The sequence below is a fragment of the Turicibacter sp. genome, from assembly GCF_017941855.1.
GTDB classification, from domain to species: domain Bacteria; phylum Bacillota_I; class Bacilli_A; order MOL361; family Turicibacteraceae; genus Turicibacter; species Turicibacter sanguinis.
Genome location: NZ_JAGAVR010000079.1, coordinates 1 through 18,723, shown reverse-complemented (window position 1 = coordinate 18,723; position 18,723 = coordinate 1). Strand labels below are relative to the sequence as shown.

The following is an 18,723-nucleotide window of genomic DNA, read 5'->3' as shown; positions in this document are numbered from 1 at the left end:
TTTTAAGAAACTTATTTTCTTAAAGTAATGTTTGTTGACGTTCTGTTTAGTTTTCAAAGAACTTCTTTGTCACTTGTTTCAGCGACTTGATTATCTTATCATGTTTAACTCTTTCTGTCAAACACTTTTTTGAAGTTTTTTCAAAATCTTTCGATTTCTTTTTTTGTCTTCTTTCGACGACTTGATTATCTTATCATGTCTGTCGAAAGTTGTCAAACCTTTTATCCATTTTTTTATCTTTTTTTTGAAATTACATTTAATTATATAAAATTTATAAATTAATAGGGAAATTCAATAAGCATTTAGGGTAATTTTTGTCTCGCACGAATACTAAATATTTTTCTTCAAATCTAACCTATTTCCCCTCTTGTTTATATTCTAAGAAATCTCTTGAATTAATTTTATATTTTTTATTACTGTTTAATCTTTTAATAAAAAATCCCTCTATATTAGATCAAAAATCTAATATAGAGGGATTTTTCTCTAAAAGGAGTCTTTTATTACATCATTACTCAAAGTCATCTTCGCTATAAATAGCTAAGCCTTCAAACTCATCTGTTTCTTCTTCAACTTCTGCATCACTTTCATCGCTATAATCATCTTCTGTTTCTTCTTCGTCTTCTAGATATTTTTCTTTTTCAGTTTCATCCTCAGGCTCTACTATGAATTCTTCATTTTCTTCTGGATAAACGTCAAATCCATCTTCAGTAACAACTTCAATTTCTTCATCATCAAAATCAATGTCATATGTATCATAATTAGCCACATCATACTTTTGACGTGATTTTAAATCCCATTTATCTTCTCCAACTGTTACAAACTTTCCACTTAACGTTAAATCAGTATAAAACTGAGCTAATTTCGATTGGAATTCATCATCTGTTAAGCCCATCATTTCACAAACTTCTTTTGCAATCTTCTCGAATTTTTGAGGTTTAATTTTACGTTGAATTAGTAATTCTGCTACTTCTAACATTGACATTTCTTGGTTAATTGTCATTTTTATTCCTCCTTATGATAATTACATACGTTCTGGAGCTGATACCCCAATTAATTCTAATGCATTTTTGATTGTAATTTCTAGAGCTTTAATTAAAGCTAATTTTTCATTAGTCTTCTCAACATTCTCTTCATTAATTACTTTTTCTGCATTATATAAACTGTGGAATGCTGTGGCAAGATCATTAATATAATTACAAATTAAATGAGGTCGTCTTTTGTTAGCTGCATCTCCAACAACAATAGGGAAATCCCCCATTAATTTGATTACCTCAAATTCTTTTTCGTGGGTAATGTGATTATATTGATCTTTTAATTCTACATTAAAGCCTTTTTCTTCAGCTTGTCGTAAAATTGAACAAGTACGGGCATGAGCGTATTGCGCATAATAAACAGGATTTTCATTTGATTTTTTAGTTGCTAAATCTAAATCGAAATCCATTTGTGTTTCTCCACTACGCATAACAAAGAAATAACGTACTGCATCTACACCTACTTCATCTACTAATTCACGAATTGTTACAGCTTTCCCTGTACGTTTAGACATTTTAAATTCTTCACCATCTTTAATTAGACGAACCATTTGAATAATATCTACTTCTAATTTATCCGCTTCATATCCTAAAGCCTGCATAGATGCCTTTACGCGCGCAATATATCCGTGATGGTCTGCTCCCCAAATATCTACTAATTTATCATTACCACGTTTTAATTTCTCAATATGATTAGCAATATCTGGAGTTAAATAAGTGTACGAACCATCTGATTTCTTTAATACACGATCTTTGTCATCACCAAAATCAGTCGAACGGAACCAAACTGCTCCATCTTCTTCATAGATGAATCCTTTTTCTTCTAGTAATTTAATAGACTCTTGTACTAAGTTATTATCATATAACTCTTGCTCACTTGTGTACATATCAAACTCCACACCGAACATATCTAAGTCTTTACGAATTTTATTTAATTCATATTCAAGTGACATTTCACGAATTAACTTGTAGTTTTCGTCTAATTTATTAACAAGTTTATCACCATATTGTTCCACCATAGATTGTCCTAAAGCAATGATGTCTGGCCCATGATACCCGTCTTCTGGCATTTCGGCTTCTAAACCTAAAGCTTGCAAGTAGCGTGCATATGCTGAAATAACTAAGTTATGAATTTGATTTCCAGCATCATTTACATAGTATTCACGAGTTACATCGTACCCTGCTTTAGTTAAAATTCTACATAAAGAATCTCCTAATGCAGCACCACGAGCATGTCCTAAATGTAAGTCTCCAGTTGGATTAGCCGAAACGTATTCTACGTTGTATTTTAATCCATTTCCACTTTTGCTAGTACCAAACTCATGACCTAACTCAATAATATTTTTAATCGATTGCGTAAATGCAGATTTTTTCATGAAAAAGTTAATGAACCCAGGCCCAGCAATTTCAATTTTTTCTACATTCGCAGACTCAGCATTAAAATTATTAAGAATTTCTTCTGCAATCATACGAGGATTTTTTTTAGCTATCTTTGTAAGTTGCATAGCAATATTTGTTGAATAATCCCCATGACTTACATCCTTTGAATTTTCTAAAATAACATTTAAATCATCTGACTCAGTAATGTATCCACATGTTAAAACAGCTTGTTTAATCTCTGCTTTTAAGTTTTCTTTTAATGTTTGTATCATATTAGCTAGATATCCTCCTTATTGAATATAACAGTTAATTTATAATTACCTGCTCTTTCATTAGATACAAATAAATCGTAATCTAAATTAAGAGTTAACGTGGCGTCTAAAATTTCTAAAGATAACCGATGAGTTTTAGACTTTGTATCTAATTGACCATAGATAGTCTTGATATATCCTGATTGTAGCTCACTAATCTTATAAATTTGATCCATAATAATTGGTCCATCTCTACGAATTCGAACTGAGTTATCGTCCATTTCATAACGGCATTTTGTTATAGAATCATCTTCAAAATTAGTTTCATTAAAAAACAAAAAGAATTTTTCATTTTTTTTATATAATGTGGCAGATGTATCGAATTTCGTTTCCGTTACATCGAGTCCTTGCGTTAGCTTCATATGAAAGCTAACTAATCCACTAATTTTATTTGTGCTCATTTTATCATCATCCATAATGTGTAATTTTATCTACTAATTATAGCACAACTTATTTTAACGATTCTATATGATTATTGCAATAACTTTATAAATATATACGATACAAACCATGATTTAACAGTTATAAAAGCTTTTATCCTATTTTTGAAAGCGAAATTTTTGTCATATAGGAATTTGTCAAATTTAATTGTATAATACTGGTATATAAGTTTTATTGGAGGAAAAAAATATGAACTATATTATAGGAGGATTGATTTTATTTATAATTTTATATTTTGGTCGATATAAACTCGAACATATCATTTTATTAAATAAAATTCTTGAAAATAGTCATGATGGCTATTGGATTTATTATGATAATCGTGATGTAAGTTGGTGGTCAAAACAAAATTATCAATTGCTTGGATTGGCTGATAATAATCAAATAAAAGATAAGAATTTTTTTCCAACATTAATTCATCCAAAATATCGAAAAAAGTTTGAAGAATCAATTGAATCATTAAAAACACATGGTAGATATCAAATTGTTTTAAAAGTAAAGCATAGTAATGGAAAGTATATTTGGATTCAAACAAGTGGAACAAAGTATGTAATGCCGATTATTAAGAAGTCTTTTACGATTGGATATAATCGTGATGTTTCTGATTTGTATGAAATTGCTCATGAAGTAAAATATTTAGCATTCCACGATCGAAGTACAAATACGTTAAATAGTGAAGGATTAAAAAGAAGATTCGAAGAGTTAAAATCTAGTATTCAATACCAAGATTCATTCTTAACCATTATTGATTTATCAATTACAAGTTACCAAAGTGGATTAACCGATAAATCGAATAATGAATTTTTAAATTTCTTTGTAGAGAGATTAAAAAGCTTATTTATTTACAGTAAGATGGCTAGAATATCGGAACACCAATTTGCAATATTAACACATAATTTAGAATTGAATGAAATCAAAACAAAGTTAGAACTTTTAAATAACTTAATTCATAATGGAATTGTGATTAATAATTATTCTTTTTCTGGACAATTTAAAGCATTCTGTATGGAACTGTATCCAATTGAACCTTATGAGCAATATTTAGTTTATTATGAGTATGTAAAACGTCATTTAATTAAAGATAAAAATGAATTTTTTGTAACAATTAATGCTTCGACAAAGGAAAAGTATTTAGAATCGATTCGTGTTAGAAATGAATTTATTCAAGGTCTAGCAAATGATGAGCTTGTTTTATATTTCCAACCCATTGTCAATGCTAAAACGAATATTGTTAGTAAATTAGAAGCGTTAATCAGATGGAATCATCCAAATAGAGGGACGCTTGCTCCAGGTTCATTCTTACCCTACTTATATGAAATTAGCGATATTAAACAATTAGACTTTTGGGTATTAAAAGAAGTGTTACGTACAATTCATCAGTACGCTCATGAGGGAGTTGAGTTTCCTAAGGTATCAATCAATATTACAGGTGTGACTTTAGCGGATGAAACTTTAGTTAAGTATATTGAAGATAATTTAAAATTTTATGAGGTTGATGCTCATAAAATTTGTATTGAAGTTACAGAGCAAATTTTAATTGATAATATTACAATTGGTAATAAGAATTTAGAGACTTTGAAAAAAATGGGCGTTCAAATTGTTTTAGACGATTTTGGAACAGGCTATTCATCGATTCACTATGTAAATCAGTTAAATGCACAGGTTATTAAGATTGATCGTTCGTTTATTAAAGATATTCATCAAAATAAGAAGACGCAAGCGATTGTGAAGTTGATTAGAAATTTAGCAGATGATTTAGCCGTTGAGTTAGTTGCTGAGGGTATTGAGACCTATGATGAGTTGAGTTATGTTTTAGATAATTATTGTGAGCTTGTTCAAGGGTATTTAATTTCTAAGCCTCTTCCAATTGAAGAGATTTTAAATAATGATAGTAAACTTTACAAATTTCAGTAGAAGATGGTCCGTAATGGACTATCTTTTTTATTTTGTAGGTAACCGATTACGACATTGTGTAAGCGTATACTTATAAACCTTTGGTTGTGGTAGAATTAGGAATGTAACTTTATATAGGGGGTCTAGTATGAGACGTAAAATTTCTTTGATGCTAGCAATAGCAATTATGGTAACATCTATTTTACCAAATGGGAGGATTCATGCGACGGATGATGCGAAGTTGACGATTCATTATCAACGCACTGACGGAGTATACGATGAATGGAATATTTGGGCTTGGGATACTGGGACTGAGGATATGGAGCAAATTGATTTTACTGCTAAAGATGACTTTGGTTATATTGCAGAGATTGAGGTTGCCAAAGGCAATGAAGCGGGATTCATTATTCGTAAGGGGGATTGGCAAGAGAAAAACTGTGATGAGGACCAGCGAATCAAGGTTGAGGATGATACTGAGATTTGGGTTTCTGAGGGGCAGTGTGGTTATTTAACTGAAGCACCAGCGGGAGCCGGTGGCGAAGTTGTGAAGTTAGAGACTGCAGGTAATGATACTGTATCGACTGTAAGTGATGAGGAAGCTGAGGTTCAAGTGTTTGTACATTATCGTCGATATGATGATAAGTATAAGAAATGGAATATTTGGGGATGGGTTGACGGTCAGGAAGGATTGTCTTATTCATTTGAAGATGAAGATGATTATGGAAAGATCTTTAAGATTAATTTAAAGGATTTAAATGGTGCCGATAAGCTTGGAATTATTATGCGAAAAGGTAACTGGGATTCTAGAGATATTGATCAGGATCGTTTTATTGATTTAACTAAAGCGACTGAGGGTGTATTGAATGTTTATTTATTAGAAGGTGATTCTAATATTTATTATAGTGAGGCAGATGTTGATTTAACGCCACGTTTATCAACAGCAACGTTTAAGTCGTTAAATAAAATTATGTTTACAGGAGCAGCTCCAATTACATCGACGGAAGGTGTCGAAGTACGCGATAGCCAAGGAAATATTTTAGAATTAGATCAAGTGATGTTAGATGAGTCTAGTTCTACAATTGTTGCTTTATTAAAAGAGAATATTAGTTTAGAGGATTCTTATACGATTGCAAAAGAAGGATTTAAGGATGCAATCGAAGTATCATTTACAGGGCTTTTTGATTCTGAAGAGTTTAATGATGCATTCTATTATGAAGGTGATGATTTAGGATTTACTTATTCTAAGGATAAAACATCATTTAGAGTATGGGCACCAACAGCTAGTCATGTCGTTTTAAATTTATATGAAGCAGGTAGTGGAGATAATTTAATTGAGCAAATCGATATGACTCGTGATGTTAAAGGAACTTGGGTTGCAGATGTTAGTGGTGATTTGAATCTGACTTATTATACGTATGAAGTGACGGTTTCAGGTCAAACGAACGAAGCAGTTGATCCTTATGCTCGTGCGGTTGGGGTAAATGGGAATCGTGCAATGGTTGTTGATTTAGATTTAACGGATCCTGAAAACTGGTCCAGTGATGTGAGTCCTGAGTTTAGTGGAACTCCAACAGATGCGGTGATTTATGAGTTGCATATGCGTGACTGGTCAAGTCATGAGTCAGCAGGATTTAAAAATATCGGGAAGTTTTTACAGTTTACTGAAGAGGGGGCAACGGATCATTTAACGGATTTGGGTATTACTCATCTGCATTTACTTCCAGCATTTGATCATCGTTCAATCGATGAGACAAAATTAGATGAGCCTCAATTTAACTGGGGTTATGATCCTCAAAATTATAATGTTCCTGAAGGGTCTTATTCAACGGATCCTGAGCATGGTGAAGTTCGTATTAATGAGTTTAAACAAATGGTCCAATCTTTACACGAAAATGGAATTCGTGTGGTAATGGATGTGGTTTATAACCATACAGGAGCAACAGCGGATTCTGATTTTAATAAGATTGTACCAGGATATTATTATCGTCAAACAACTGATGGTGGGTTCTCAAATGGATCTGGTTGTGGAAATGAGACAGCATCTGATCGCTCAATGATGCGTAAGTTTATTGTGGATTCAGTGAAGTACTGGGCAACTGAGTATCATATTGATGGATTCCGTTTTGACTTAATGGCGTTACATGATATTGAAACGATGAATGAAGTTCGTGCAGCTTTAACTGAGATTGATCCAACAATCATTGTTTATGGTGAAGGTTGGGATGCTGGTGGTTCTGCGTTAGAACAAAATGAGGCAGCATTAAAAATTTATGCGTCTCAAATGCCTGGTATCGGGATGTTTAGTGATGATATTCGCGATGGAGTAAAAGGTAGTGTATTCAATGCTGAAGAGCCTGGTTTTGTTAATGGACAGTTTAGTTTTGATGAGCGTGTGAAGTTTGGTATTGTTGGAGCGACAAAGCATTCTCAAATTGATTATAACCGTGTTTCATTAGCAGGAGGATCTCGCGGTCCTTGGGCAACTGAAGCTTCTCAATCAATTAACTATGTTTCAGCACATGACAACAATACGCTTTATGATAAGTTAGTTGCAACGTTACCGGATGCTGATGAGGAAACAATTAAATTAATGCAAAAGCAAGCGAATGCGATTGTGTTAACTGCTCAAGGTGTTCCTTTCTTACATGCTGGTGTTGAGATGATGCGTACGAAAGATGGAGATCATAATAGTTATAATGCATCTGATGAGGTAAACCAAATCGATTGGAATTGGAAAGAAGAAAATGCTGATGTTTATAACTACTATAAAGGATTAATCGCTCTTCGTAGTGCGCATCCAGCATTCCGTATGTCAGCACAAGAAGATATTCAAGCGAATTTAACGTTTATGGAAGATGTTCCTGTTGGTGTGATTGCTTTCAATTTAGGAAATAATGCGAATGGGGATACAGCGTCTGATATTACGGTTATCCACAACGCGACAGATAGTGAGCAAGTGATTACTTTACCAAAATCAGCTGATTGGCAATTAGTTGCAAATGGTGAGGTAGCGGGAACTGATGTGATTGAGGTTGTGAAAGGTGATTCTGTAACAGTGACACCTCATTCATCTTATGTGTTAATGATTGATGATTCTATCTCATCTGATGGTGAGTGGGCTCAGGTTTTATTAATCGCAGGTGCAGCGTTACTTGTGGTTGCTGGAACAGTTGCTTATATTGTTTACGATAAGAAAAAGAAATCTTCTAAATAAATGTCAAAAAGAGACTAATCGTTAAGATTAGTCTCTTTTTATGTCAATCTTTAAATGATTCTCCCATATACTTTTATTGAGAATGGGAGGCGATTTAATTGAGGTATTTAGGGGTTTATTTTTTGTGCTTGTTAATGCTACTCGGCTGTGATCAGTTCGAGTCGCTTCATGATGATACGGTTGTAACGGTTATGGTTTATATGTGTGGATCTGATTTAGAGTCTGAGCTTGGATCTGCAACAAAGGATTTAGAAGAAATGCTTGCAGCTGATTTATCTGAGCAAGTGAATGTTATTATTGAAACGGGTGGAACCCGTCAATGGAAAAATGATGTGATTAGTACTGAAACTAATCAACGTTATTTGATTGAGAATGGTGAACTTGTTTTATTAGATGAAAATTTAGGGCTTAAAGACATGGCGGATCCTTCTACGTTAAGTGATTTTATTTCTTATGCGGCAACTCATTTTATGGCTGACCGTTATGTGTTAATTTTATGGGACCATGGTGGAGGGGCTTTGGATGGTTTTGCTGTAGATGAAAATTTTGATAAGGTGCCGATGAAGATTTATGAGCTTGAGACCGCATTAGAGGATGGTGGCGTCTATTTTGACTTTATTGGGTTTGATGCCTGTTTAATGTCTACGATTGAGGTCGGATTAGTGTTAGATGATTATGCCGATTATATGATTGCCTCCGAAGAAACGGAACCAGCAGGAGGCTGGTATTATACCGACTGGTTAACGACTCTTTCTAAGAATCCTAGTATTGAGACTTTAGATTTAGGAAAACAAATTGTGGATGATTATATAAACAGAAGTATAGTTGAAAGTCATGGAATGAGCGCAACACTCGCCGTAGGTGATTTATCAAAAATTGGATCTGTGTATGAAAGTTTTTGTATGTTATTAGAGGAAGCTAATTTAGTTTTAAATAATCAAAATTTTGAGTTAATTTCTAAAGGACGAAGTGAGAGTAAAAGCTTTGGAAATACTGATATTGACCATGTTGATTTGGCAGATTTAGCAAAAGAAATTGATTTAGAGCAATCTGATGTGCTCATTGAAGCTATTAATGATTGTGTAAAGTATAAAGCCAGTTCTAATTCATCTGATGATATAGGTGGGATATCTGTTTATTTTCCATACTCAGAGCTTGAGTATTTTGATGGAATGATGGATGTTTATATGCAGTTGGGGATAGATGAGGGGTATGTCTCGTTTATGGAGCTTTTTGTAAGAATGATGTTGGACGGTAATTATATGGATTATGATTGGGAGATTGAGGATAAGGGAGAGTATTATGCGCTTATTTTATCGGATGAGGACTGGAATTTGATTTCAAAGGTTGAGTGCCAGGTTTATTATGATGATGGGGAAGGTTATTTGGAGTTGGGTTTTGATAATCTTTATGAGTTTGATGATGATGGGGATTTGATGATGACGTTTGACCATACGTGGGTCGCTATTAATGATCATATTGTGCCTTTTTATGCACTGGGTGAAGAAGTGGATGGGGATAAGTGGATGTCTTATGGTTATGTCCCTGCTCATGTAAATAATCAAGAGGTTGAAATTATTTTAATCTGGGATAATGAAAAACCGGAGGGGAAGGTAGCTGGTTATCGATATGGATATGATGAGTCTTCTATTTTACTTCGAGGACTTGTTCCGATTAAAGAGGGGGATATATTAAATTTTATAGTAGATGGTTATACATATGACGGGGAATATGATGGGAGTTATTATTTAGGAGATCCTTTAGTTGTAGATGAATCAGGTCTTGTGGTGAATTATCAATCGATTGGTGAAAATGATTGTTTAGTTTATTATTGTCTGACAGATTTGTATCAAAATAGTTATTTAACAGAGGGTATCATTTTTGAATAGAGTGAAAAAACGACATTAAGTCGTTTTTTTTTATGTCTATTGTTAATAAATGTGGTTCGTGTTTTTAGAATAAACCTGTTATAATGGCGATATATTGAATTTGATGAGGTGATAATATGTCAGAATTTTTACCGGTAACACGTGAAGAAATGGAAGCGCGTGGATGGGAACAGGCTGACTTTGTTTATATTACGGGTGATGCTTATGTGGATCATCCTTCTTTTGGAGCCGCTATTATTACAAGAACGCTTGAGGCATATGGTTATAAGGTTTGTATCATTTCTCAGCCAAACTGGAAAGATGTTGAGGAGTTTAGACGTTTTGGAAAGCCTCGTTTAGGATTTTTAATTTCTTCAGGAAATATTGATTCCATGGTAAATCACTATTCGGTTTCTAAGCGCCGTCGTAAAAAAGATTCTTATACACCGAACGGTGAGATGGGAAAACGACCTGATCGTGCAACGATTGTTTATTCACATATGGCACGTCAGGCTTATCCTGATGTTCCGATTATTGTGGGTGGAATTGAGGCATCCTTACGTCGTTTAGCTCATTATGATTATTGGGATGATAAAGTACGTCGCTCGTTATTGTTAGATGCCAAGGCTGATTTATTACTGTATGGTATGGGTGAAAAAATTATTATTGAGGTTGCAGATGCCTTAAATGCTGGAATTGCAGTTGAAGATTTAGTTTATATTCGTGGTTCAGTATGGAAGACAAAAGATTTAGACCGCGCGTATGATTATATTATGCTTCCAAGCTATGAGGAAATTGTAGCGGATAAAATGACCTATGCAAAAAGTTTTAATATTCAGTATGAAAATACTGATTCAATTGTCGCTAAGACATTAGTGGAGCCTTGCCAAGGTTGGTATGTAGTTCAAAATCCACCAGGTGAACGTTTAACTCAAGAGGAAATGGATTATACGTATGCCCTTCCTTATACGAGAAAGTATCATCCGATGTATGAAGAAATGGGTCATATTCCGGCGATTGATGAAGTGAAGTTTAGTTTAATTTCAAATCGTGGATGTTTCGGAGGATGTAATTTCTGTGCTTTGACGTTCCATCAAGGACGTACGATTCAAACTCGTTCTAAAGAGTCTATTATTGAAGAAGCAAAGAAAATTACTGAGGATGTTGATTTTAAAGGATATATTCATGATGTTGGGGGACCAACGGCTAATTTCTATGCCCCAAGTTGTGATAAGCAGATGACAAAAGGTGTCTGCAAGAAGAAGCAATGTTTACATCCAAATCCTTGTAAACAACTGAAGGTGGATCATAGTGATTATCTTGATCTTTTACGCAAGTTAAGAACTTTACCGAAGGTGAAGAAAGTCTTTGTGCGTTCGGGTATTCGTTATGATTATGTGATGTATGACAAGAATGATGAATTTTTCCGCGAATTAGTGGAGCATCATGTAAGTGGGCAGTTGAAGGTTGCACCTGAGCATGTTTCGGATACGGTATTGCATTATATGGGAAAACCAACGCGTTCTTTATATGATCGTTTTGTGAAGAAGTATTATGCGATTAATCAAAAGTTAGATAAGGATCAGTATTTAGTCCCTTATTTAATGAGTTCACATCCGGGCTGTGATTTACGTGGAGCGATTGAGTTGGCAGAATATTTACGTGATATTAATCATCAACCTGAACAGGTACAGGATTTCTATCCAACTCCAGGTACGTTATCCACAACGATGTTCCATACAGGAGTTGATCCTCGTACGATGACCCCTGTTTATGTACCGAAAGATCCTCATGAGAAAGCAATGCAACGTGCATTAATTCAATATAAGAATCCACAGAATTATGATTTAGTTTATGAGGCATTACAAAAGGCTGGACGTTTAGATTTAGTGGGTTATGGCCCTGAATGTTTAATTAAACCTGCTAAACCAAAGTTACCAAGTAAAGGTGGAAAACCTGCTACTAAATCTAATCAAAAAAATGGTCAAAAAGGTGGTTATCGTTCACAATCAAAATCATATGGTCATTCTAAGAATAAAAAGAAAAAATAAGCCACTCTAACTAGAGTGGTTTTTTTATCACTTTAACAAGTAGAAATTAGTTCCGTCTAAAAATTATGGATATTAGAAAATAGGATAAAAAGGATTCTAACACTGAGCTATATATTTTTTATAGATTAACTTGTCGAATATTCGATTAATATATATTATTATATTCTTTTAATAATAAAAACAATAATAAGCATTGTGGATATTGAGGATAAGTGTCTGAAAGTGTCGATTTTACAACATTTTTGTTTGTTGATATCCTGTGAATAACTTGTAGATAAGTGTCGTTTTTTGTCCACATGGGTGTGAATGGTTTGTAGATAACTGTTTTTATTTGTCGACAATTAAATTAAAAACACGCTACTCGGCGTGTTTTTAATGATTGAATTTTTTTGCTGTTTCATAGGCTTGATGTGTCCATAAGTGTAAATCTGCTATAGGCTCTAAAAATATAATTTTAGATAATAAGTTTGGATGAGCAAATTGTTTAATTAATTGTTCGTGGGTTTTCGGCACAATACAGCAAAGTAGGTGGTCTAATAGGTTAATTCGATCTTTTACTTTACCAGCATGATAGCCATCACAACAAAAGTTAGGATGGTGTTGAAGGGCTTGTCGATTAAAGTAATACCGAATGCCTGGTTGGAAGTTAGTTGTTAAGTCTAATTCAGTGGGATTGTCATTAATTCGTCTTTCTGTTACTAAACGATCTCCGGAAAAACAGTTACCGTAAGACAGCATGACATAATCAAAATAGTCCACAGGATCGCCAGCTGCATTTCTCGATTCCATTCTTAAAACGTTGATATCTTCTTTACGAACTTTTCTTGATGAAAGTAGTTCTCCTGTTGATAAAATTTTAATTCCATCTTCTATGGAAGAAGTATGACAAAATAAATCAGTTAAACATCCCTTTTCATAGCATGCTTTACAGTGTTCAAGCTTTAATGGTAACTCTACTTGTGGATGATTTATTTTTAAATAGTTAAAATAAATTTCTTGCATATCGATTGATTGAAACCATAAAAGAATCTTTCGACGATGTTTAATTTCATAGTTAATAAATTGTTGAAATTCATAAAGTTCAAATTCTGTTGGATTAGGATAATTGCCCACAGTATACATATAGTGTCTAACTTCACTAGAGTCATTCCATTTCCAAATTAAACGGAAATCTTCTTTTTCAATGGTTACAATTGTTTGAAAGATTGATTCTGATGATAATTTTTCTCGCGATTCTAAAGAGATAGCTACTTGATTTTCAATAATCCACTTGTAATTCATCTGTTTTTCCCCCTTTAAAAAAGCATCGAAATTAATTCGATGCCTTTTTTGTTGAATCACGCTCAATTAAATATCCTGTAAATTCATGCGTATGAATTCCTTCTTCTTTATTAATCGCACGCATCATAATTTCGCCCGCTTTTCTCCCCCATTGATAGCGATCGATATGATAGGTCGTGATTTGTGGATAACAATATTGTGAAAGTTCAATATCATCAAATCCCGAAACAATGATATCATTAGGAATATTGATTCCAGCTTCTTTAAAGGCTTCAATGGCTCCGACTGCCATCAAGTCATTAGCACAGGCTAATGTGTCAAAGTCAACCTCTTGTTTTTCAATTAAATGTTTTACGATTTGATATGCCTTTTCTTTTGTATAATCACACTCAAAAGTTCTTGAATACGTTAGTTCATAATCTTTTAAGACTTGTTGATAAGCATCATGACGATAGTTATTGTCAGATGCAAATGTATCCCCACTCATATAGGCAATTTTTTTACTACCTTGTTGAACTAGATGTTTCATAATTTGTGTAAAAGCATCATGGTTGTTAATCATGACGTTATAAATTCCATCGCCTTCGAGTTTGCGATCCATTAGGATAAAAGGTGTTTCGTGACTAGCATAAGCGCCTATTACGCTATCTTCAATAGCTGGATTTAACATAATCATTCCATCTACAAGTTTTTGTCTAATAAATCGTTCTCCTGTTTCAATACCTGAGATAACAATAACATCGTATCCGTCTTCTCGTACTTGATGTTGAATTCCAGCTAATAAACTGCTAAAGTATGGACCGATAAAATCACTTAAAATAACACCAATAATTTTTGTTTTTTTTGTTTTTAAAGACCTAGCAGCTGCGTTTGGAGAAAAGTTAAGTTGTTTAGCTGCTTCTAAAACTTTCTGCCTTGTTGCGTCACTAATTTTATTGCTTCCATTTAGTGCATAAGATGTTGTTGATAAGGAAACCCCTGCTAATTTTGCAACGTCTTTCATCGTGGCCAATGTCATCACCCTTTCTTAGTGTATAATTACCCTATTATAATAGTTTAATTATATCGTAATTTAGAAAGGACTTATAATTGTATACGGTTACACATTATATTAAATTAAAAAACTCTCCATGAGGAGAGTTTTTCTTGTGGATATCTTAGAATTCTGCATTTTTTGGTGTACGTGGGAATGGTACAACGTCGCGAATATTTTCAACACCAGTGATGTACATAATCATACGCTCAAATCCTAAACCGAATCCAGCATGTTTTACACCACCATAACGGCGTAAGTCTAAATACCAGTCTAATTCTTCTTTTGGTACTCCGATTTCATCCATACGTTGCTCTAAAATTTCTAAACGTTCTTCACGTTGAGAACCACCGATTAATTCACCAACACCTGGTACTAAAAGGTCCATTGCAGCAACTGTTTTTTGATCATCATTTAATCGCATGTAGAATGCTTTAATATCTTTTGGATAGTCTGTTACGAAAACAGGCGCTTTGAATACTTCGTCTGTTAAGTAACGTTCATGTTCTGTGGATAAGTCAATTCCCCATGAAACTGGGTTTTCGAATTTTTTATCTGCTTTTAATAAAATTTCAATTGCCTCTGTGTATGGTAAACGTTTGAAGTCTGATTCTGCCACAGCTTTAACACGATCTAATACACCTTTGCTTACGAATTGATTAAAGAATTTCATTTCTTCAGGGGCATTTTCTAATACATAGTTGATGATGTATTTAATCATACCCTCAGCTAAATCCATATCGTCTTGTAAGTCGGCAAATGCGATTTCTGGTTCAATCATCCAGAACTCAGCAGCATGACGTTGTGTATTTGAGTTTTCTGCACGGAACGTCGGTCCGAATGTATACACATCACGTAATGCTAAAGCGAATGTTTCAGCTTCTAACTGTCCTGATACCGTTAAGTTTGTAGATTTTGCGAAGAAATCTTGTTTGAAATCTACTGCTCCTTCTTCAGTGCGTGGTACGTCATTGAAATCTAACGTTGTAACTTGGAACATTTCTCCTGCACCTTCAGCATCTGATCCAGTGATAATTGGAGTGTGCACATAAACGAAGTTTTTTTCTTGGAAATAGCTATGGATAGCGTATGCTACTAATGAACGAACACGGAATACTGCTGAGAATAGGTTAGTACGTGGACGTAAGTGTGCCACTTCACGTAAGAATTCACGAGTATGTTGTTTTGGTTGGATTGGATAGTTTTCTGGACAATCTCCTTCAAGAATAACTTCTTGTACTTTAATTTCAAATGGTTGTTTTGAGCCTGGTGTAGGATAAACTAATCCGCGAACTGTTACAGCAGAACCAACACGAAATTTTTGAACTTCTTTAAAGTTTTCTAAATTTTCTTCATATACAGCTTGGATTGTTTCAAAGAATGATCCATCATTGATCATTAAGAATCCAAATGCTTTTTGAGCGCGATTGTTACGAACCCATCCGTTAATTTCAACCACTTGGTTAGCATAACGATCTAAATTTCTAAATAATTGACGTACAACGATTTTTTCCATTAATAGGTCCTCCTTTTATAATAAATGAATATTTTGTTGCTTACACTGCTCAATGATATCCACAGGCCAAATTGAACTTTGAACTTCACCGATATGCATTTTTTCTAAGAAAAACATACATAAGCGAGATTGTCCAATCCCACCACCAACAGTAAATGGATATCGACCATTTATCAAATCTTGATGATATGGTAAATTCAATCGATCCATTGTATCGGTCACCTCTAGTTGATGAAGTAGAGCTTGTTTATCTACACGAATTCCCATTGATGAAATTTCAAAAGCCCTTTTTAAGATGGGATTATAGAGTAAGATATCCCCATTTAGTTCCCAATCATCGTAATCAGGTGCTCGTAAATCATGAACTTTGCCAGAGTTTAAAACCTTCCCAATTTGCGAAATAAAAACAGCGCCATACTTTTTGCAAATTTCATCTTCTCTTTCTTTTGGAGATAAATTAGGATATAAATTTTCTAACTCTTGGCTCGTAATAAATGTAATTTCATCAGGCAATTTTTTGGTGAGTTGTGGATAAGTCTTTAATAAACTTTTTTCCGTCTCAACTAGTGCACGATAAATTTGTTGAACAATTGAGTATAAATTCTGTGTCGTGCGGTTTTCCTCAAGAATAATTTTTTCCCAATCCCATTGATCAACATAGATCGAATGGATATTAGATAAAGTTTCATCTCTTCGAATCGCGTTCATATCTGTGTATAACCCTTCATCTATAGAAAATCCATAGTCTTTTAAGGCTTTACGTTTCCACTTAGCAAGTGAATGAACGATTTGAATAGTTTCCCCTGATAATAAATCAAAGCTTACTGGACGTTCAACTCCATTTAAATTATCATTTAGTCCACTATCTGATGGGACAAATAAAGGGGCTGATACTCGAAGTAGATTTAATTCTTTTGCTAATTCTGTTTGAAAAAAATCTTTAATTTTTTTGATTCCTTTTTGTGTTTCAATGAGAGATAACTTGCTTTCGTACATGAATTCCACCTCCGGCAACAAAAAAAACAGTCTTCGCCCAAAAGGGACGAATGACTGTTGATCCGCGGTACCACCCTAGTTTAAGAATAGAATATTCTTACCCTTTCCCTTTAACGCAGGTGTACGACTTAGCCTACTTACAAATAATTGCTTTCGATAAGTAACTCCAAGGTGTTCTTCGCTTTTAACGCCATATCAGGCTCCCACCGTCCCTGACTCGCTTTGACTTAATTAAAAGGTACTCTCCTTTTCAACGTAGATATTGACTTATTAATATCTTATACACTTAACTAATTTTAGTCAATGATAAATATTAAAAATTTATATTGTTTAGTCTAGTTCTTTAAAGTTAAAAATATTCTCATATATTTTAAAATTATTTTTTTATTAAAAGTTTATGCTTTTCTTGTAAGAAGATGATATGTTTATCCACATATAAGATGTTTTTTCCATCCCTATTGCTCTAATTTGCTGAAGAAGATAATTTCTTTATTTGAATTTTTCTTCAGAGGTTTATGATTATTGGAGAGTGTCTTCGTATAAATTGAGCATCATTTGGAAAACTTCTTGGTAGTCTGATAATTTAGCAGAGATTATTTAGATAGTCATATAGAATCTCCTGTATATGTTATAATTTTTAATTATATTAGATGTCGAATCTGTTATCAGAATTCGACATTGAAATGTGGATAAATAAAAAGGAGTGTTGATTATGGGAATTATTTTAGCGTCACAGTCTCCAAGACGAAAAGAATTATTAGAGTTAGCTGGAATTGAACATAGAGTGGTTGTTAGTGCTGTAGATGAGGTAATGGATGCTGATTTAGATGTAGCAGGTCAAGTTCAAGATTTAGCAATTCAAAAGGCTTGTGCAGTTGCTGATCTTTTTGAAAGTGAAACTGTTATTGGTGCGGATACGATTGTTGTCTGTGATGGAAAAATTTTAGGTAAACCAAAAAATGAAGAAGATGCATTTAATACGTTAAAAAATTTATCAGGACGTAAACATCAGGTTATGACAGGTGTAAGTATTATTAATAAAGAAAAAGAGTTATTAACAAGTTTCGTTAATATTACGGATGTTGAATTTTATTATGTTACAGATGAATGGATTTTAAATTATATTAAAAGTGGAGAACCAATGGATAAGGCAGGATCTTATGGAATTCAAGGAAAAGGGTTTGAATTAGTAAAATCTATTTCTGGAGATTATTATAGTGTCATGGGATTACCCATTGCTCAATTAAAGAGAACGTTAACTCATTTAAATTTAATTTAATAGTCTTTATACACAGTTTTTAAATAGAGATGTGAGTCTGTCGATTCACGTCTTTTTTTGTTATTATTATATATTATATTTTTTTTATAATAACAATAATAATAAGCTTTGTGGATATTGAGGATAAGTGTCTGAAAGTGTCGATTTAACGAAGTTTTTGCTTGTTGATATCTTGTGAATAAACTGTAGATAAGTGTCGTTTTTTGTCCACATGGTTGTGAATTGTTTGTATATAACTGTTTGTTATTGTCGAAAATAGTGGTTTAAAAAAGTTGAATTTTAGTTAGAAAAATACTTTTTTTATTATTTAATTGTCCCCCCTTAGGGGAGGTGAGAAATCAAAAAGAGAGTTTTAATTTTTTATGGAGAAATGATTTTTGATATTATTTAAGCTAGAAAAAGGGTTCTAATATTAGATTTTAAAAATTT

12 protein-coding genes and 1 other annotated feature are annotated in these 18,723 nt (G+C 33.4%); of the genes, 5 read left to right on the top strand and 7 right to left on the bottom strand.

Annotated features, from left to right (window positions below):
- Nucleotides 1–508 precede the first annotated feature (508 nt).
- Genes rpoE through J6D32_RS09265 form a run of 3 tightly spaced genes read right to left on the bottom strand, consistent with a single transcriptional unit; the run spans nucleotide 509 to nucleotide 3,123 of the window.
- A complete protein-coding gene (gene rpoE, locus J6D32_RS09275) occupies nucleotides 509–1,000 on the bottom strand; it encodes a DNA-directed RNA polymerase subunit delta (RefSeq protein WP_006783994.1) in 492 nt (163 codons plus the stop codon).
- A gap of 21 nt (nucleotides 1,001–1,021) precedes the next feature.
- Nucleotides 1,022–2,683 carry an arginine--tRNA ligase gene (argS, locus tag J6D32_RS09270; protein ID WP_006783995.1) on the bottom strand — a complete coding sequence of 554 codons (1,662 nt, stop codon included), beginning with the start codon at nucleotides 2,681–2,683 and terminating at the stop codon, nucleotides 1,022–1,024.
- 5 nt (nucleotides 2,684–2,688) lie between these two features.
- The gene (locus J6D32_RS09265; RefSeq protein ID WP_229040150.1) at nucleotides 2,689–3,123 is read right to left on the bottom strand and encodes a YwiB family protein; all 435 of its coding nucleotides are present in this window, start codon (nucleotides 3,121–3,123) and stop codon (nucleotides 2,689–2,691) included.
- Nucleotides 3,124–3,352: 229 nt separating this feature from the next.
- On the opposite strand from J6D32_RS09265, the gene J6D32_RS09260 reads away from it, so the two are divergent.
- The 4 genes from J6D32_RS09260 to J6D32_RS09245 all read left to right on the top strand — a co-directional run bounded on the left by J6D32_RS09260 (nucleotide 3,353) and on the right by J6D32_RS09245 (nucleotide 12,189).
- Nucleotides 3,353–5,077, top strand: a complete 1,725-nt coding sequence (locus tag J6D32_RS09260) for an EAL domain-containing protein (protein ID WP_195218250.1) — start codon at nucleotides 3,353–3,355, stop codon at nucleotides 5,075–5,077.
- A 127-nt stretch (nucleotides 5,078–5,204) separates the two neighbouring features.
- Nucleotides 5,205–8,270, top strand: a complete 3,066-nt coding sequence (gene pulA / locus J6D32_RS09255) for a type I pullulanase (protein WP_009607225.1) — start codon at nucleotides 5,205–5,207, stop codon at nucleotides 8,268–8,270.
- A gap of 98 nt (nucleotides 8,271–8,368) precedes the next feature.
- A complete protein-coding gene (locus tag J6D32_RS09250; protein WP_006783999.1) occupies nucleotides 8,369–10,159 on the top strand; it encodes a clostripain-related cysteine peptidase in 1,791 nt (596 codons plus the stop codon).
- A gap of 116 nt (nucleotides 10,160–10,275) precedes the next feature.
- Nucleotides 10,276–12,189 (top strand): YgiQ family radical SAM protein, encoded by a 1,914-nt coding sequence (locus J6D32_RS09245; protein WP_006784000.1) that lies wholly within the window; start codon nucleotides 10,276–10,278, stop codon nucleotides 12,187–12,189.
- Nucleotides 12,190–12,561: 372 nt separating this feature from the next.
- Here J6D32_RS09245 and J6D32_RS09240 read toward each other — a convergent pair whose 3' ends face one another.
- From J6D32_RS09240 to asnA, 4 genes are all read right to left on the bottom strand, one after another.
- Entirely contained in the window at nucleotides 12,562–13,470 is a 909-nt protein-coding gene (locus J6D32_RS09240; RefSeq protein WP_006784001.1) for a hypothetical protein, read from the bottom strand.
- A 31-nt stretch (nucleotides 13,471–13,501) separates the two neighbouring features.
- Nucleotides 13,502–14,473, bottom strand: coding sequence for a LacI family DNA-binding transcriptional regulator (locus J6D32_RS09235; protein ID WP_230322679.1), 972 nt, complete (start codon nucleotides 14,471–14,473; stop codon nucleotides 13,502–13,504).
- Nucleotides 14,474–14,627: 154 nt separating this feature from the next.
- Nucleotides 14,628–16,019, bottom strand: a complete 1,392-nt coding sequence (gene asnS, locus J6D32_RS09230) for an asparagine--tRNA ligase (RefSeq protein WP_129821477.1) — start codon at nucleotides 16,017–16,019, stop codon at nucleotides 14,628–14,630.
- Nucleotides 16,020–16,034: 15 nt separating this feature from the next.
- Nucleotides 16,035–17,015 (bottom strand): aspartate--ammonia ligase, encoded by a 981-nt coding sequence (asnA, locus tag J6D32_RS09225; RefSeq protein ID WP_006784005.1) that lies wholly within the window; start codon nucleotides 17,013–17,015, stop codon nucleotides 16,035–16,037.
- A 39-nt stretch (nucleotides 17,016–17,054) separates the two neighbouring features.
- Nucleotides 17,055–17,278, bottom strand: a binding site (T-box leader).
- Between the two features lie 449 nt (nucleotides 17,279–17,727).
- On the opposite strand from asnA, the gene J6D32_RS09220 reads away from it, so the two are divergent.
- On the top strand, nucleotides 17,728–18,294 hold the full coding sequence (locus J6D32_RS09220; RefSeq protein WP_006784006.1) for a Maf family protein: 567 nt from the start codon (nucleotides 17,728–17,730) through the stop codon (nucleotides 18,292–18,294).
- The last annotated feature ends 429 nt before the right edge of the window (nucleotides 18,295–18,723 follow it).

Excerpts from the sequence above, each read along its gene's own strand:
- rpoE (WP_006783994.1), bottom strand. The coding sequence starts at position 1,000 with ATGACAATTAACCAAGAAATGTCAATGTTAGAAGTAGCAGAATTACTA.
- argS (WP_006783995.1), bottom strand. The coding sequence starts at position 2,683 with ATGATACAAACATTAAAAGAAAACTTAAAAGCAGAGATTAAACAAGCT.
- J6D32_RS09265 (WP_229040150.1), bottom strand. The coding sequence starts at position 3,123 with ATGAGCACAAATAAAATTAGTGGATTAGTTAGCTTTCATATGAAGCTA.
- J6D32_RS09260 (WP_195218250.1), top strand. The coding sequence starts at position 3,353 with ATGAACTATATTATAGGAGGATTGATTTTATTTATAATTTTATATTTT.
- pulA (WP_009607225.1), top strand. The coding sequence starts at position 5,205 with ATGAGACGTAAAATTTCTTTGATGCTAGCAATAGCAATTATGGTAACA.
- J6D32_RS09245 (WP_006784000.1), top strand. The coding sequence starts at position 10,276 with ATGTCAGAATTTTTACCGGTAACACGTGAAGAAATGGAAGCGCGTGGA.
- J6D32_RS09240 (WP_006784001.1), bottom strand. The coding sequence starts at position 13,470 with ATGAATTACAAGTGGATTATTGAAAATCAAGTAGCTATCTCTTTAGAA.
- J6D32_RS09235 (WP_230322679.1), bottom strand. The coding sequence starts at position 14,473 with ATGAAAGACGTTGCAAAATTAGCAGGGGTTTCCTTATCAACAACATCT.
- asnS (WP_129821477.1), bottom strand. The coding sequence starts at position 16,019 with ATGGAAAAAATCGTTGTACGTCAATTATTTAGAAATTTAGATCGTTAT.
- asnA (WP_006784005.1), bottom strand. The coding sequence starts at position 17,015 with ATGTACGAAAGCAAGTTATCTCTCATTGAAACACAAAAAGGAATCAAA.
- J6D32_RS09220 (WP_006784006.1), top strand. The coding sequence starts at position 17,728 with ATGGGAATTATTTTAGCGTCACAGTCTCCAAGACGAAAAGAATTATTA.